This is a genomic window from Nocardia sp. NPDC056100 (genome assembly GCF_042266325.1).
In the GTDB taxonomy this organism is placed as follows: domain Bacteria; phylum Actinomycetota; class Actinomycetes; order Mycobacteriales; family Mycobacteriaceae; genus Nocardia.
The window spans coordinates 1,594,804-1,608,548 of sequence record NZ_JBHJVY010000001.1 but is presented as its reverse complement, the minus strand read 5'-3'; the positions used below and the strand labels follow the sequence as shown (position 1 = coordinate 1,608,548).

The following is a 13,745-nucleotide window of genomic DNA, read 5'->3' as shown; positions in this document are numbered from 1 at the left end:
CCCCCGCAACGCCTTTCACCTTCGCGCCGTCGCTGGAATCGCCGGGCCCGTTCATCGCACCCGCCCCGCGGCTCATTGCGTCAGCAGCGGCCGAATCTCGATCGCGCCGAGTGCCGCCGCAGGATGTTTCGACACCACCTCGATCGCCTCGTCCAGATCGGCGCAGTCGATGAGCGCGGCCCCGCCGATCTGATCCTTGGTCTCGGCGAACGGCCCGTCCGAGAGCAGCACCTGCTCCCCGCGCACCCGAATCGTGGTGGCATCGCTGGTCGGGCACAGTCCGGTGAGATCGCGCAGGACCCCGCGCGCGGTCATCTCCCGAACCCAGGCCGCGCAGCCCGGCACCTCGCTCACCTCGGTTTCGTCGGTGGCGATCATCAGCAGATATTTCATCGCTCCTCCTGCGGCGTCGACTCGGGCCATACCGATACGACGAACGGCCCGCGCGGACAAGGACAGCGTGTCAGTGCGTCACCACGAAATCATCCAGGAACGCGCCGAGTCGTTCGGCCTTGGCGGCCAGATTGCGCTGGGAATCGAGGTAGTCGCCGATGCCCTGCTCCTGCGCGGCCTTCAGATATTCGGGCAGCGGCTGCTGGATCTCCTCCCGCACCACCTGATCGAGCAGCTGAGCCGCCTTGTCGCGCAGCGGATTCCCGGCCCCGGCCTGATTGTCGAGCTCGAGCCGCCCGCCCTCGGTGCCGTAGTCGTAGAGTTCGAATTCCTGTTCCTGACCCGGATCGATCTGAATTCGCCCGTCCACCCAGTGCGAGTACGACGCGAATTTGGCATCGGCGGTGCGCACCATGGCCACATGGCCGGGGGCATTGCGATCGAACATGATCGCCGCCTCCTCGATGGTCGACTCATCGGTGGTGTGCGCGACCCACGGCCGCCCCGCCGCCCCCGGATTGCGGCACAGCGCCGCCAGATCGGCCCGGTCCCGCAGATGTTCGTAGCGCCCGTCCGCGCGCCAGTCGTTGCCGCCGGTGCCGATGGTCAGCAGCAGCGGCGCGATATCCACGCTGGAGGTCAGCTGCGTGCGGTTGCTCGTCCCGTCCTTCGGACTGAAGTACCCGCGCGGATCGTGCACGTACAGCGGCACCCGAATCGCCTCGTCGTACGCGCCGCCGCCCTTCCCGTGCAGACCGTGCGAGCCCGCGTAATCACCGTGATCGGAGGTGAACACGATCACCGTATTGGCCGCGACATCCGGTCGTGCGGCGAGCGTGTCGAGCACCCGCCCGATCTGGATATCGACCTGCTGCTGCAACCACAGGTACAGATTGCGCATATCGATCCACGCCTGCCGCGCCTGCGGCGTCCCGTATTCGGCGAGCCCGAAGGCGATGGCCGACACCTGCATGAGCGCGGTCTGCAACCGCGGTTTGCGACTCAGCTGTTCGGGCGATTCGAAGTTCGGCGGCAGCTCCGAAACCCACTGCGGGATATCCAGATTGGCCTGATCGCGGCGCGTCCAGCGCGGCCAGTACTGGATATCGTGCGGATTCACCAGCGATACCGTGGTGCACCACGGCGCGGTCCCGGCATCGTGTTCGAACCAGTCCGCGAACTGGTCGACGATCTTGGGATCCATCGAAAGGCCCTGTCCGGGAGCCCCGTTCGGGGAGGGATAGGTGCCGCCGCCGAACCCGTACGCGTCCAGCGCCCCGGGCGTCCGATCCGGATAGTGCCCGAGATGCCATTTCCCCCACCAGGTGCTCTCGTAGCCGTGATCGCGCAGCATCGACCCCCAGGTCGGAAACTTCGGTGACAGCGTGGATTCCGAGACCACCATGCAACCGGTCTGATGGCTGTACAACCCGGTCGCGAGCACCCCGCGCGAGGCGGTGCAATCGTTGGCGGCGGTGTAGTGATTGTCGAAAGACACTCCGCCGGAACGGATTCGCGCCAGATTTGGCAATAGCCCGTCCAACACACCCTGATCCGGGAACCACATCGGTGCGCGCATCTCGTCCACCAGCACGACGAGGATATTGGGCCGGTCCGGGTTCACATCGGCGCGCGCCCGGCCCGCCGGTGCGGCGACGGTGGCCGCCGCCGCGGTGGTGGCCGCCCCGGCCAGGAATCCTCTTCTGCTGACGGAACCGAACACTGTGCCTCCCAAAGCCGCCGTGCCGGGCCGAGGGCGTACCTCGCCGCGTTGTCACGGCCCGATGCACAGCAGCCTAGGTTCGGCAACGGCTGAAACCATCACCCCGGTGAGGGATTCGCCGTCCCTCGCCCGGGGGATCGGCGTCTCAGCTGGGCTGGCGCAGCGGCAGTCCGGCGGCCTGATAGATCGCGTCGATGACGGCCATGTTCTCGACCGAATCCCGCGGCGGCGTCAGTACCGGCGCACCGCGCAGCACGGCATCGGCGAACGCGTCGAGCTGGAAGTCGTAGGTCGGGCGGCGCGTGAACCGTTCGACGCGCTTACCTCGATCGGTGCGCACGGTCAGCCGGTGTCCGAGCTGCGGCCCGATCGGATTGAGCATCCGAAGCTCACCCCGCTCACCGATGACCCGCGCGCTGACCCGCAGCACATCCGAGGACCACATCGAACAGCGAATCCGCCCGGTATGCCCGCTCGGATACCGCAGCTCGGCGGTCATGGCGCGGTCGACCCGCGGATCACGCACCTTCGCCTGCGCCGAGGTGACCTCGGGCTGTTCACCACCGAGTACGCGCGCCATATGCACGGCGTAGCAGCCGGCGTCCATGAGCGCGCCACCGGCGAGATCGTAGTCGTACCGGATATCGGAGAACTTGGGCAGCGGGAAGCAGAAGGCGGTCTCGATCCGCACCAGTTCGCCCAATTCGCCGGAGGCGGCGATCTTTTCGGCCGCCAGCGTGAACGGGTGATAGCGGTAGTGGAACGCCTCCATCACCACCCGATCCGAATCCTGTGCCAGCGCCTGGATTTCGCGGGCTTCGGCGGTGTTGGCCGTGAACGGCTTCTCGCACAGCACATGTTTGCCCGCCGCCAGCGCGGCCCGCGTCCACCGCCCGTGCAAACCATTGGGCAGCGGAATGTAGACCGCGTTGATATCCGGTGCGGTGACCAGCTTTTCGTAATCGTCGTAGGCCGCTTCGATACCGTGCTTCTTCGCGAACGCCGCCGCCCGCATACCATCGCGCGCGGCCACCGCCGCGACCGTCACCTCGGAATTGCGCTTGGCCGGGGCGATCAGGGCCGAGGGCGCGATGCTCGCCGCACCGAGCACGCCGATTCGCAGCGGTGCGACCGCGGGTTCATTCATCAGGCCACCGTAATCGTTTATCCGGCAGCGGGCATCGTCATCGCCCGGCGATGAGCACCGCCGCCAGCGCCAATGCGCCCGGCAGCGCCTGCGCGACGAGAATTCGCCGATTCGCGGTGGCCGCGCCGTACAGGCCCGCGATTACCACGCAGCTGGTGAAGAACACCAGCACACCGTGTCCGTCCTGCCTGCCCAGGATCAGGCCCCACACCAGTCCGGCCGCCAGAAACCCGTTGTACAGGCCCTGATTCGCCGCCAGCGGTTTGGTGGCGGCCGCCATCTCCGAATCGAATCCCGACAGCTGCCGTCCGGGGCCCTTATCCCACAGGAACATCTCCAGCACCAGGATGTAGCCGTGTAGTACGGCCACCAGGGCGACCAAAATAGCGGCGACGATCCACATACGCGCTCCTCCGATTCAGGTGGTGACGACGAGTTTGCCTGTGGCGGTACCGGATTCCATCACCGTATGCGCCTGCCGGATCTCATCGAGGGTGAAGGTACCGCTGATGGGAACCGCGGTGATGCCGTGCGCCACCGCGTCGAGGAACGATTGCAGCACCTCCGGCGGCAGATCACCGGCTTCGCCGCCGTAGGCCGCCAGCCGGACCCCGCGCGGCAGATAGCCGATGGGATAGAAGTTCTCGACTATCCATTGATTGGAGAGCATGCCGGTGAAACAGACGACACCGTGGAAAGCGGTGGCGCGCAGGGTGTCCGGCAGCGTCGGCGTCCCGATCAATTCCAGCGCGGTGTGCACTCCGCCGTCGACGAGCTCGCGCACGCGTGGGGCGATATCACCGTCGTCCAGGATCACGTGGTCGACGCCGATCCGATGCAGCGCCTCGGCCTTGTCCGGATTGCGGGTGGTGGCCAGCACGGTCATACCGCGCTGTTTGGCCAGCACCGCGGTGCACATGCCGATCGAGGAGGTGCCGCCGCGAATCAGAATGGATTGGCCGCGCTTGGCATCCAATCCGACGGTGAGCGAACCGTACGAGGTCTGCAACATCTCCGGCACCGCGCCCAGCACATCCCAGGGCAGATCGCTGTGGAACGGGATCACCTGTCCGGCGGGTACGCAGGTGTATTCGGCATAGCCGCCGTCGAAGGTGCGGCCCATACCGCCCATCAGCGTCACGACCTGCTGTCCGGGTTCGAATTCGCCGCCGGGACATTCCGCCACGACGCCCGTGGCCTTGATACCGAGCACCCGCGGGAAGATCACGCCGTCGGCCAGTCCGAGCCGCGTGTGCAGTTCGGAGCGATTGAGCCCGAACGCCTTGACCCGGATCAGCACCTGCCCGGGTTCGGGAACGGGGACGGGCAGGTCCCGGATATGCAGCGCATCGGGTGGTCCGGGTGCGTCGAGCACCACCGCGCGCATGGTCTCGGCCATTCGACGCCTTTCGATCACGAGCGACTGCGAATCGGGTCCGGGCCTCCACATGCTATCGGTGCGGCACCGCTATGGAGGGGATCACACAACCTCGGTTTCAGTGAGTTCGGCTATCAATACGCTTTCTTAGCTACCTATCAGTAACTCATTCCTGGACACTTGACTAGTGGGCTTGTTATCTGGCCCGAATCCGAATCTCCGTCAGTGTTCGAGCAAGGAAAGCGTACGAAGTGATGAAGTTCAGCAAATTTGCCGCGACATCGGTCATGGTTATCGCGGCCCTCGGCATCAGCGCCGGAGCCGTTCACGCCGATCCCGCTCCCGCCCCGGTCGTCCCCGGCGCCTCGGACATTGTCGAGGGCCTCAACTCCGCGGTCGACGGCCTGGTGCCTTCCATTCACTGGAACGCCGCGATCGAGGGTGATTCGGTCGTGCTGACCACCGACGCGGGTGCGATGACCACCGAGAATGATCAGTTCCAGCTGCTCGACAACCATGGCGGCCTGGTCGCGGCCTTCCCGCTCGGTTTCATCAAGGATGGCCTGCAGTACCCGCTGAAGGCCGCCATCAACGGCCTGCGCGCGACCCTGACCCCGGATATGGATCCCGCCGCCGCGCGCCCGGTCGATCTGCCGATTCACCAGGCGACCCAGCAGAAGGCGTTCGATGACGCCGTGGGTGCCGCGGGCGCGCAGTTCGGCATCATCACCGCTATCGGAACGCTGATCGGCACCCTGGTCGGCGGTATCGGCGGCTGTGCGATCGGCGCGTTCCTCGGCACCCCGATTCTGCTGCCGGGCTGGCTGGGCGGTTGCGTCGCCGGCGCGCTCATCGGCATTCCGCTGGGTGCGGCCGCGGGCCTGATCCTGACCGGTGTTCCGGCCGCGATCGTCATCGCCATCGGCTTCTTCCAGCGCATCAACGATCCCGCGAACCAGTAGTACAGCCCGCTCCGCGGCACTCGGCCGGTACGCATCCTCGGATGTGTACCGGCCTTTGTTATGCACTGAGAGTTTGCTTATTACGGCCTGAAAAGACCGTTTGAACATGAACCGTAACCGAAACGTGCTTGACGACCCATTATCGCCATGATTCGGCAACACCTCGGCAACATAGAAAAACCATTCTATTCACCAGGTGCTCGACGAGGACCTGCTCCCCAAGACAGGGGTCCCGCCCGACGAAAGCGACGAGAAGTCATGCGTTTCAAGAAGTTCGCCGCCACCTCCGCTCTGGCCATCGCGGCCCTCGGCATCACCACCGGCACCAGCTACGCCGCACCCGCCGACGCCGCCCCGGAAGCCTCGGCTATCCACTACGACGCCAAGATCGAAGGCGCGTCGGTGGTCCTGAAGACCGATATCGGTTCGCTGACCACCCAGGGTGATCAGTTCCAGGTGCGCGACACCCAGGGCGGCCTGGTCACCGCCTTCCCGCTGAACTTCATCAAGGACGGCCTGGCCTTCCCGATCGCGGCCCAGATCGACGGCAACACCGCGACGTTGACCCCGAATATGGATCCGGCCGCGGCCCAACCGGCCGATCTGCCGCTGCAGAATGTCGCCAGCCAGGCGGATCAGGACTCGGCCTGGTCGGCCGCCTCCTCGCAGTTCGCGGTCATCACCGCCATCGGCACCATGGTCGGCACCCTCATCGGCGGCGTCGGCGGCTGCGCCATCGGCGCGTTCCTCGGCACCCCGGTGCTGCTGCCCGGCTGGATCGGCGGCTGCTTCGCCGGTGCGCTGGTCGGTATCCCGCTGGGTGCGGCCGCGGGCCTGATCCTGACCGGTGTTCCGGCCGCGATCGGCGTCGGCATCGGCTTCTTCAACCGCATCTCGGCCCCGTAAGCACGGCATCAGCGAAACAACTTCACGCACAACAGACTTCGGGCCGGATCGCATCAAGCGATCCGGCCCGAAGCCGCTGCGGATGTCCGGTTATCAGGACTTGGCGCACACACCATTCAGCAGAATGGTGGCGGTGCCGACGGAGGCGGCATCACCGTTCTTGAGCGCATCGGCGTACTCGGTGATGGCGGTGCGCTCCTGGCCGTCGGCCGGGATGGCCAGCAGCTGATCGGCGACACGGACCTCCAGGTCGTGATCCGGTCCGAGGGCCGTCACGCTACCCAGCACATCGGCCACCTGCGCGCAGGCGGGGGACTGGGCGGAGGCGGTGCCGGCGGGCAGCACCAGCAGGGCGCCGACGGCCGACACGGCCAGCAGGGTGGAGGGCAGAATCTTGCGCATACAGTTCACTCCCGGAAACTTCGGTGGCGGGTTTGCCAACTCGAGTTTGCCTGATGTTCAGGAGGAAAAGATCACAGCCCCGCGAAAATCTTTGCGAGGCTGTGTATTAGCGCAGGTGAGACGCTAGCGAGGCTTGCGTTGCAGCAGCGAATCGCGAATCAGGACGACAGCCAGCAACACCGCGAAGGCGATCAGGAAGATGTATCCGGTGTGGCCGCTGCCCGAGGACGCGCCCTGCGGGCCCTCGAAGAGCATGCCGAGCAGGATGACGACGACGACCCAGCCCGCGGTGCGGAAGGTACGACGCGATTCGCCGCTCCATCCCCATGCGGCGGACGGAACCTCGGCGGTGTCGACCTTGGTGACGACATCGGCGCTGTGGACGGATTCCAGTTCCGTTGCGGCCACTTTCGCTCCTTATAGGCTCGAATCGAATGCTGGCTCATATCGTGACATACGACCCAGTGTCGTAGCCAGCAGGGTGGCGGTGGATACGGCATGTCACCGGATGGGGCAGGCGACAGGCGATTACGCGGCAGGAGAGAATAAGCGGGTGTCCGACGTTGTGAAGGTTCTGCTGCTGGGCAGCACGGGTTCGATCGGTACCCAGGCGCTGGAGGTGATCGCCGCCAATCCCGACCGGTTCGAAGTGGTCGGATTGGCCGCGCGCGGTGGCAATACCGAATTGCTGGCGCAGCAGATCGCCGCCACCGGTACCACCAACGTGGCGGTGGCCGATGCGGCGGCGGCGGCGAAACTCGGTGTGGCACTGGCCGGTCCGGATGCCGCGACCGAATTGGTGCGGCGCACCGACGCCGATGTGGTGCTGAACGCACTGGTCGGTTCGCTCGGTTTGGAGCCCACCCTGGAGACCCTGCATTCGGGTCGGCGGCTCGCACTGGCCAATAAGGAATCACTGGTCGCGGGCGGTTCACTGGTGACCCGCGCGGCCAAGCCCGGCCAGATCGTCCCCGTCGATTCCGAACATTCGGCGCTGGCGCAGTGCCTGCGCGGCGGCCGCGCCGACGAGGTCGACAAGCTGGTGCTGACCGCCTCGGGCGGCCCGTTCCGCGGCTGGACCGCCGAGATGCTGGAATCGGTGAATCCGGCCGAGGCCAAAACCCATCCGACCTGGTCCATGGGTCCGATGAACACCCTGAATTCGGCCTCGCTGGTCAACAAGGGCCTGGAGCTGATCGAAACCCATCTGCTGTTCGGCGTGCCCTACGACCGCATCGAGGTCACCGTGCACCCGCAGTCGATCGTGCACTCCATGGTCACCTTCTGCGACGGTTCCACCCTGGCCCAGGCCAGCCCGCCGGATATGAAACTGCCCATCGCGCTGGCCCTGGGCTGGCCGGACCGGGTGCCCGGCGCGGCCGCGGCCTGCGATTGGACCACCGCCTCGACCTGGACTTTCGAACCGGTCGACAATGAGGTCTTCCCCGCCATCGACCTGGCCCGGCAGGCCGGAACCGCGGGCGGTTGCGTGACCGCGGTCTACAACGCCGCCAATGAAATCGCCGTGCAGGCCTTCCTCGACGGGCTCATTAGATTCCCCGAGATCGTGCGCACGGTCGCGCGGGTCGTGGAGTCCGCCGACCGCTGGACCGCCGAACCCAGTACCTTGGACGAGGTGCTCGCGGCCGATGCGTGGGCGCGAGAAACCGCGCGCACGATCGTGCGCGGCTGACTGCAGGAGGGTTCGGTACCGCATGGTCTACGCGATCGGCTTCGCACTGTTCGCACTCGGTATCACCGTGTCGGTCGCGCTGCACGAATGCGGCCACATGTGGGCCGCGCAGGCGACCGGTATGAAGGTGCGCCGCTACTTCGTCGGCTTCGGCCCGAAGATCTGGTCCACCACCCGGGGTGAGACCGAATACGGCCTGAAGGCGTTGCCGCTGGGCGGTTTCTGCGATATCGCCGGTATGACCGCCCTCGATGAGCTCGAGCCCGAGGATCTGGATCGGGCCATGTACCGGCAGAAGACCTGGAAGCGCCTGGTCGTCATGTCCGGCGGCATCGCGATGAACTTCCTGCTCGGCTTCCTGCTCATCATGCTGCTCGCGGTGGTGTGGGGACTGCCGCGGTTCGACCAGCCGCCCGCCACCCAGCTGGGCGCGATGAACTGCGTGCAGAGCCAGGGCCCGGATCAGAAGTATCTGCCCTGCACCGGTGAGGGCCCGGCGCAGCGCGCGGGCCTGCAACGCGGTGACATCGTGACCGCGGTCAATGGCACCAAGATCAAGACCTGGGAGGACTTCAGCGCCCAGACCCAGAAGCAGACGGGGCCTTTCACCTACACCGTCGAACGCGACGGCAAGACCATCAGCGTTCCGGTCACCCCCGAGCAGGCGGTGATCTACCCGGTGAAGGATGGTGCGCCCAAGACCGTCGGCAAGGTCGGCGTCGGCCATGACATCTACCTCCCGGTGAAGTACGACTTCCTCGCCGCCATTCCGGCCTCGGCCGCGTTCACCGGTGAAATCGGGCTGCGCACAGTGCAATCGCTGGCGCAGATGCCCGCCAAGGTGGTCGATCTGTGGCATGCGGTCACCGGCGGCGAGCGCGATCCGGAGACCCCGGTGTCGGTCTACGGCGCGAGCAAGATCGGTGGCGAGACCGCCGAACACGGTCTGTGGTCGCTGTTCGTGCTCACCCTGGCGAGCCTGAACTTCTTCCTCGGCGCGTTCAACCTGCTGCCGCTGCTGCCCCTGGACGGCGGTCATATGGCGGTCGTCATCTACGAGAAGATCCGCAATGTGCTGCGCGGCCGTAAGGGCCTGCCCGACGGGCCGCCGGTGGATTACCTCAAACTGCTACCCGCCACCTACGTGGTGGTGGTGATCGGCGGCGCGTACATGGTGCTGACCCTGGTCGCCGATATCGTCAACCCGGTCAAGCTCTTCCCCTGACGGTCCGTGCCAATCGCGTAGCGGCCGAACGGCATTGTCGGCCGTTATCGGTAAGGTTGCCGTGGGGCAGCCGTTGAGCTCGGGGTGGGGATAGCGTTCACCGAAGTACCTGGCGCAGTGGATGTCTCGACATTGTCTGCGTGAGAGAACGGTGTTTGCGTCGTGGAGTTGACGCGTGGAGCGAACGCGCCGGTGAATTCGGCCGCGGTATCGCTGGTGCTGCGGTGGGGTTCGGGCCGCGAGGTGGATCCGCAGGCTCTGCTGCTGGATGAGAGCGGAAAGATCCGGGGCAACGACGATTTCGTCTTCTTCAACGCGCCCCGGCATCCCTCGGGAGCGGTGGTACTGGAGGAATCCGCTTCGGGCACCGCCACCATGCGCCTGACCCTCACCGCCATCGAACCGGCGGTGCACAAGGTCGTCATCGCGGGATCCGTTGAGCAGGGCTCATTCCGGGATATCGACGCCCTGACCCTCACCGTCCGCGATACCACCGGCGTCCTGCTCAGCTACCCCCTGCACGGCTCCGACGCGGTCACCGCCATGGTGCTCGGCGAGTTCTACCGCCGCAACGGCGACTGGAAATTCCGCGCCGTCGGCCAAGGCTGGAGCAGCGGATTGCGCGGCCTCGCAGAGGAATTCGGCGTCGAAGTCGACGACGAGGAGACGGCCCCGCCGGTCCAGGCGAGTGCCCCGCCGCTGGTGGCCCCGCCATCTGCCCCGGTCTCCGGGTACACGCCCGCGCCCGCCGCCGCTTCCTTCGCCCCGCCTGCCGCCCCGCCGGTGCCGATTCCCGCGCCCGATATGCCCGCCGGGTGGTATTCCGTCCCAGGCGATTCGGCGCGCCTGCGGTGGTGGAGCGGTTCGGTGTGGACCGAGGACTATCGCCCAGCCTTCCCGGTCGACGATCCGGCCACCTGCCCCCGCTGCGGTCGGCCCCGGCATGTGCCGCGCTTCGGTGCGGGCGGCCCGGCCGCGTGCCGCTGGTGCGAGGCCGAGGTGAGCGGTCTGCTCGAGTCGTGGCGCGGCCAGGTGTGGCAGGTGCTCGCGACCGGCGGTCCGAGCGGCCCGGCCTGGGAGGAGGCGTGGGGGATGCTCCGCTTCCACCTGATCAGCGAGAACACCGGGCGGGAAGCCTTGCGCCCCTTGGCCATCGCCCATCTCGAACGCGTGGTGGCCTTCGCCTTCGCGGACGGTGAGATCGATCAGAGCGAACTCGAGGATTTCGAGCGCACCATCACCACATTGCAGAAATACACCGATCTCGGCATGGCCGCGCAGCATATCGAGGGACTGCGGCAGCGCATGCTGCGCGGGCGCGCGCTGACCCAGGTGAAGGTGGGTGATCTGCCGCGCGTCGAGCGCCCGGATCTGCATCTGGAGGCCGATGAGCTGCTCTACCTCGATGTGAACGCGACGCAGATCCGCTATCTCGCCAGCGGTCCCAAGCAGGCGTCGGGCCGTCTGATCGGCAGCAGTAAGAAGTTCCGTTTCGTCGGTGACGGCGCGGGCGTGGAATTGTCCTGGGCCAAGATGGTCGCCGTTCGCCACGAGTACGACACCGTCGTCATCCAGGCCACCACCGCGCGCGGCGGCGGCACCTACCGGGTGCCCGATGCCGAGTATGTGGCCGCGGTCCTGGAGGGCGCGCTGCGGGTGGCCAAGCGCCTGGTGCTGGCTCCGGGCCAGCGTGATTCGCGTGCGGTCCCGCAGGATGTCAAGGCCCGGGTCTGGCAGCGCGACGGCGGCAGATGCCAGCAGTGCGGTGACAATCAGTACCTGGAGTTCGACCACATCATCCCGTGGAGTCAGGGCGGGGCGACAAGCGTGGAGAACCTGCAGATCCTGTGCCGCAAATGCAATCAGCAGAAGGGTGCGCGCATCTAGCCGGGTTCAGGCCGTCAGCTCACCGAGCAGCTGACGGCACAGCCGGTCCGCGCGCCGGGTGGTCTCGGGCTGCCGGAATTCGGGTGTGAGTGAAAGCACCTGTGCGCAGGCGGTGTCGATATCGATGAGATGCCCCACCGACACGAATACCGGTTTGACGTTGCTGCGAGTGCGCAGCGCCCGCCCCACCACCTCGCCGTCGATGCGGATATCGGTCCACGACCCGCGTTCGGCCCCGGGCGTCCCGTACTCGCCCCAGGCGTTCTTGGCCACCCCGAGCGTCGGTATCCCGGCGAGCAGCCCGATATGGCAGGCGAACCCGAACCGTCGCGGATGCGCCAGCCCCTGACTGTCGCAGATAATGAGATCCGGTGTGACGCCGAGGTTTTCGAACGCCTCCAGCGTGGTGGGCAATTCGCGGAAGGCCAGCAGGCCCGGAACATACGGAAAATCGGTGGTTCCCCGCGCGGTCGCGGTCGCCACGGTCTCCAACGTTTCCGCGTCCAGCACGACTATGGCCGCGACCACATTGCCGTCATCGTCGTAGGCTGAATCCAGTCCCGCGATCGTGCGAAAGTCCGGCGCTGCGGGGTTGCTCGCGATGATCCGGTCGCGCAGTCGATCTTGCAGCGCCATCGCGTCTTCGGCTGAACGCGGCCAGGGATCGATGTTCGCTACCTTCACTTTTCGAAACGTATACCTTCTCGCCCTCTGCAACGAATACAACCTGTAGGCCCCGGCCCGAATCCGAGCCGCTGCCCGGGCGCAGGTACCCTTGTCGCCGCCGTCACAGGGCGACCGGTATCCGTGCCTCGGTAAGCTCGGGACCGGAACGGGTGAGCACAAGACGAAAGTAGGCAACTGATCGTGAGCAGTGCCATCGCATTGGGGATGCCCGCCGCACCCGCGGCAGTCCTCGCGCCCCGGCGCAAGACCCGTCAGTTGATGGTGGGCAAGGTCGGCGTCGGTAGCGAATTCCCGATTTCCGTGCAGTCCATGACCACCACCAAAACCCACGACGTGAACGCCACCCTGCAGCAGATCGCGGAACTCACCGCGTCCGGCTGTGACATCGTGCGCGTCGCGTGCCCGCGTCAGGAGGATGCGGACGCGCTCGCGATCATTGCCAAGAAGTCGAAGCTTCCCGTCATCGCCGATATCCACTTCCAGCCCAAGTACATCTTCGCCGCCATCGACGCGGGATGTGCTGCGGTGCGGGTGAATCCGGGCAATATCAAGGAGTTCGACGGCCGCGTCGGCGAGGTCGCCAAGGCCGCCGCCGCCGCGGGCATCCCGATTCGCATCGGCGTCAACGCCGGTTCGCTGGATAAGCGCATGCTGGAGAAGTACGGCAAGGCCACCCCCGAGGCCCTCGTGGAGTCGGCGCTGTGGGAGGCCAGCCTGTTCGAGGATCACGGCTTCGGCAATATCAAGATCTCGGTCAAGCACAATGACCCGGTCGTGATGGTGGAGGCGTACCGCCAGCTGGCCGCGCAGTCCGATTACCCGCTGCACCTGGGTGTCACCGAGGCCGGTCCGGCCTTCCAGGGCACCATCAAGTCCGCGGTGGCGTTCGGCGCGCTGCTATCGGAAGGCATCGGCGACACCATTCGCGTCTCGCTGTCCGCCCCGCCGGCCGAGGAGATCAAGGTCGGCGATCAGATTCTGCAATCGCTGAACCTGCGCCCGCGCAAGTTGGAGATCGTCTCCTGCCCGTCCTGCGGTCGTGCCCAGGTCGATGTCTACACCCTGGCCAACGCCGTCAGCGCGGGCCTCGAGGGTATGGAAGTGCCGCTGCGCGTGGCCGTTATGGGCTGTGTCGTGAACGGTCCGGGTGAGGCCCGCGAGGCCGATCTGGGTGTGGCCTCCGGTAATGGTCGCGGTCAGATCTTCGTCAAGGGCGAGGTCATCAAGACCGTGCCCGAACACCTCATCGTCGAGACCCTGATCGAGGAGGCCATGCGCATCGCCGAGGAGATGGGTGAGGCCGCCGGAACCGGTTCTCCCGTCGTCAGCGCCGGATAAACCC

The 13,745-nt window shown here is 66.4% G+C and carries 14 protein-coding genes; 6 read left to right on the top strand and 8 right to left on the bottom strand.

Annotation, left to right across the window (positions count from 1 at the left end; translation table 11 throughout):
- Positions 1 to 72: 72 nt before the first annotated feature.
- The 5 genes from ACFC0O_RS07390 to ACFC0O_RS07370 all read right to left on the bottom strand — a co-directional run bounded on the left by ACFC0O_RS07390 (position 73) and on the right by ACFC0O_RS07370 (position 4,662).
- Positions 73 to 393: a YciI family protein gene (locus ACFC0O_RS07390; RefSeq protein WP_375954630.1), complete on the bottom strand. Its 321-nt coding sequence runs from the start codon at positions 391 to 393 to the stop codon at positions 73 to 75.
- 70 nt (positions 394 to 463) lie between these two features.
- Positions 464 to 2,116, bottom strand: a complete 1,653-nt coding sequence (locus ACFC0O_RS07385) for a sulfatase-like hydrolase/transferase (protein ID WP_375954628.1) — start codon at positions 2,114 to 2,116, stop codon at positions 464 to 466.
- Between the two features lie 145 nt (positions 2,117 to 2,261).
- The gene (locus ACFC0O_RS07380; protein ID WP_375954627.1) at positions 2,262 to 3,263 is read right to left on the bottom strand and encodes a Gfo/Idh/MocA family protein; all 1,002 of its coding nucleotides are present in this window, start codon (positions 3,261 to 3,263) and stop codon (positions 2,262 to 2,264) included.
- Between the two features lie 37 nt (positions 3,264 to 3,300).
- The gene (locus ACFC0O_RS07375) at positions 3,301 to 3,666 is read right to left on the bottom strand and encodes a DUF1304 domain-containing protein (protein ID WP_375954626.1); all 366 of its coding nucleotides are present in this window, start codon (positions 3,664 to 3,666) and stop codon (positions 3,301 to 3,303) included.
- A 15-nt stretch (positions 3,667 to 3,681) separates the two neighbouring features.
- A complete protein-coding gene (locus ACFC0O_RS07370; protein ID WP_375954624.1) occupies positions 3,682 to 4,662 on the bottom strand; it encodes a zinc-binding alcohol dehydrogenase family protein in 981 nt (326 codons plus the stop codon).
- Between the two features lie 233 nt (positions 4,663 to 4,895).
- Between ACFC0O_RS07370 and ACFC0O_RS07365 the strand changes: the two genes are divergently transcribed.
- Together ACFC0O_RS07365 and ACFC0O_RS07360 are read left to right on the top strand one after the other, a co-directional pair.
- Positions 4,896 to 5,603 (top strand): hypothetical protein, encoded by a 708-nt coding sequence (locus ACFC0O_RS07365; RefSeq protein WP_375954623.1) that lies wholly within the window; start codon positions 4,896 to 4,898, stop codon positions 5,601 to 5,603.
- Positions 5,604 to 5,861: 258 nt separating this feature from the next.
- Positions 5,862 to 6,509, top strand: coding sequence for a hypothetical protein (locus ACFC0O_RS07360; RefSeq protein ID WP_375954621.1), 648 nt, complete (start codon positions 5,862 to 5,864; stop codon positions 6,507 to 6,509).
- 93 nt (positions 6,510 to 6,602) lie between these two features.
- On the opposite strand, the gene ACFC0O_RS07355 is transcribed toward ACFC0O_RS07360, so the two are convergent.
- Entirely contained in the window at positions 6,603 to 6,911 is a 309-nt protein-coding gene (locus ACFC0O_RS07355) for a hypothetical protein (protein WP_375954620.1), read from the bottom strand.
- A 123-nt stretch (positions 6,912 to 7,034) separates the two neighbouring features.
- Positions 7,035 to 7,319, bottom strand: a complete 285-nt coding sequence (locus ACFC0O_RS07350) for a DUF2631 domain-containing protein (RefSeq protein WP_375954618.1) — start codon at positions 7,317 to 7,319, stop codon at positions 7,035 to 7,037.
- Between the two features lie 100 nt (positions 7,320 to 7,419).
- On the opposite strand from ACFC0O_RS07350, the gene dxr reads away from it, so the two are divergent.
- The 3 genes from dxr (at position 7,420) to ACFC0O_RS07335 (ending at position 11,716) form a co-directional block, all read left to right on the top strand.
- A complete protein-coding gene (gene dxr, locus ACFC0O_RS07345) occupies positions 7,420 to 8,604 on the top strand; it encodes a 1-deoxy-D-xylulose-5-phosphate reductoisomerase (protein WP_375954616.1) in 1,185 nt (394 codons plus the stop codon).
- Between the two features lie 22 nt (positions 8,605 to 8,626).
- Positions 8,627 to 9,829 carry an RIP metalloprotease gene (locus ACFC0O_RS07340; protein WP_375954614.1) on the top strand — a complete coding sequence of 401 codons (1,203 nt, stop codon included), beginning with the start codon at positions 8,627 to 8,629 and terminating at the stop codon, positions 9,827 to 9,829.
- Between the two features lie 162 nt (positions 9,830 to 9,991).
- On the top strand, positions 9,992 to 11,716 hold the full coding sequence (locus tag ACFC0O_RS07335; protein ID WP_375954613.1) for a TerD family protein: 1,725 nt from the start codon (positions 9,992 to 9,994) through the stop codon (positions 11,714 to 11,716).
- Positions 11,717 to 11,722: 6 nt separating this feature from the next.
- Here ACFC0O_RS07335 and ACFC0O_RS07330 read toward each other — a convergent pair whose 3' ends face one another.
- Complete coding sequence (locus tag ACFC0O_RS07330; protein WP_375954611.1) at positions 11,723 to 12,400, bottom strand: endonuclease V; 678 nt, start codon at positions 12,398 to 12,400, stop codon at positions 11,723 to 11,725.
- Positions 12,401 to 12,607: 207 nt separating this feature from the next.
- On the opposite strand from ACFC0O_RS07330, the gene ispG reads away from it, so the two are divergent.
- Positions 12,608 to 13,741 (top strand): flavodoxin-dependent (E)-4-hydroxy-3-methylbut-2-enyl-diphosphate synthase, encoded by a 1,134-nt coding sequence (gene ispG / locus ACFC0O_RS07325; RefSeq protein ID WP_375956024.1) that lies wholly within the window; start codon positions 12,608 to 12,610, stop codon positions 13,739 to 13,741.
- Positions 13,742 to 13,745: the final 4 nt, after the last annotated feature.

What these genes read in the sequence shown, in the direction of transcription:
- ACFC0O_RS07390 (WP_375954630.1), bottom strand. Translation starts at nt 393, where the DNA reads ATGAAATATCTGCTGATGATCGCCACCGACGAAACCGAGGTGAGCGAG.
- ACFC0O_RS07380 (WP_375954627.1), bottom strand. Translation starts at nt 3,263, where the DNA reads ATGAATGAACCCGCGGTCGCACCGCTGCGAATCGGCGTGCTCGGTGCG.
- ACFC0O_RS07375 (WP_375954626.1), bottom strand. Translation starts at nt 3,666, where the DNA reads ATGTGGATCGTCGCCGCTATTTTGGTCGCCCTGGTGGCCGTACTACAC.
- ACFC0O_RS07370 (WP_375954624.1), bottom strand. Translation starts at nt 4,662, where the DNA reads ATGGCCGAGACCATGCGCGCGGTGGTGCTCGACGCACCCGGACCACCC.
- ACFC0O_RS07365 (WP_375954623.1), top strand. Translation starts at nt 4,896, where the DNA reads ATGAAGTTCAGCAAATTTGCCGCGACATCGGTCATGGTTATCGCGGCC.
- ACFC0O_RS07360 (WP_375954621.1), top strand. Translation starts at nt 5,862, where the DNA reads ATGCGTTTCAAGAAGTTCGCCGCCACCTCCGCTCTGGCCATCGCGGCC.
- ACFC0O_RS07355 (WP_375954620.1), bottom strand. Translation starts at nt 6,911, where the DNA reads ATGCGCAAGATTCTGCCCTCCACCCTGCTGGCCGTGTCGGCCGTCGGC.
- dxr (WP_375954616.1), top strand. Translation starts at nt 7,420, where the DNA reads ATGGGGCAGGCGACAGGCGATTACGCGGCAGGAGAGAATAAGCGGGTG.
- ACFC0O_RS07340 (WP_375954614.1), top strand. Translation starts at nt 8,627, where the DNA reads ATGGTCTACGCGATCGGCTTCGCACTGTTCGCACTCGGTATCACCGTG.
- ispG (WP_375956024.1), top strand. Translation starts at nt 12,608, where the DNA reads ATGCCCGCCGCACCCGCGGCAGTCCTCGCGCCCCGGCGCAAGACCCGT.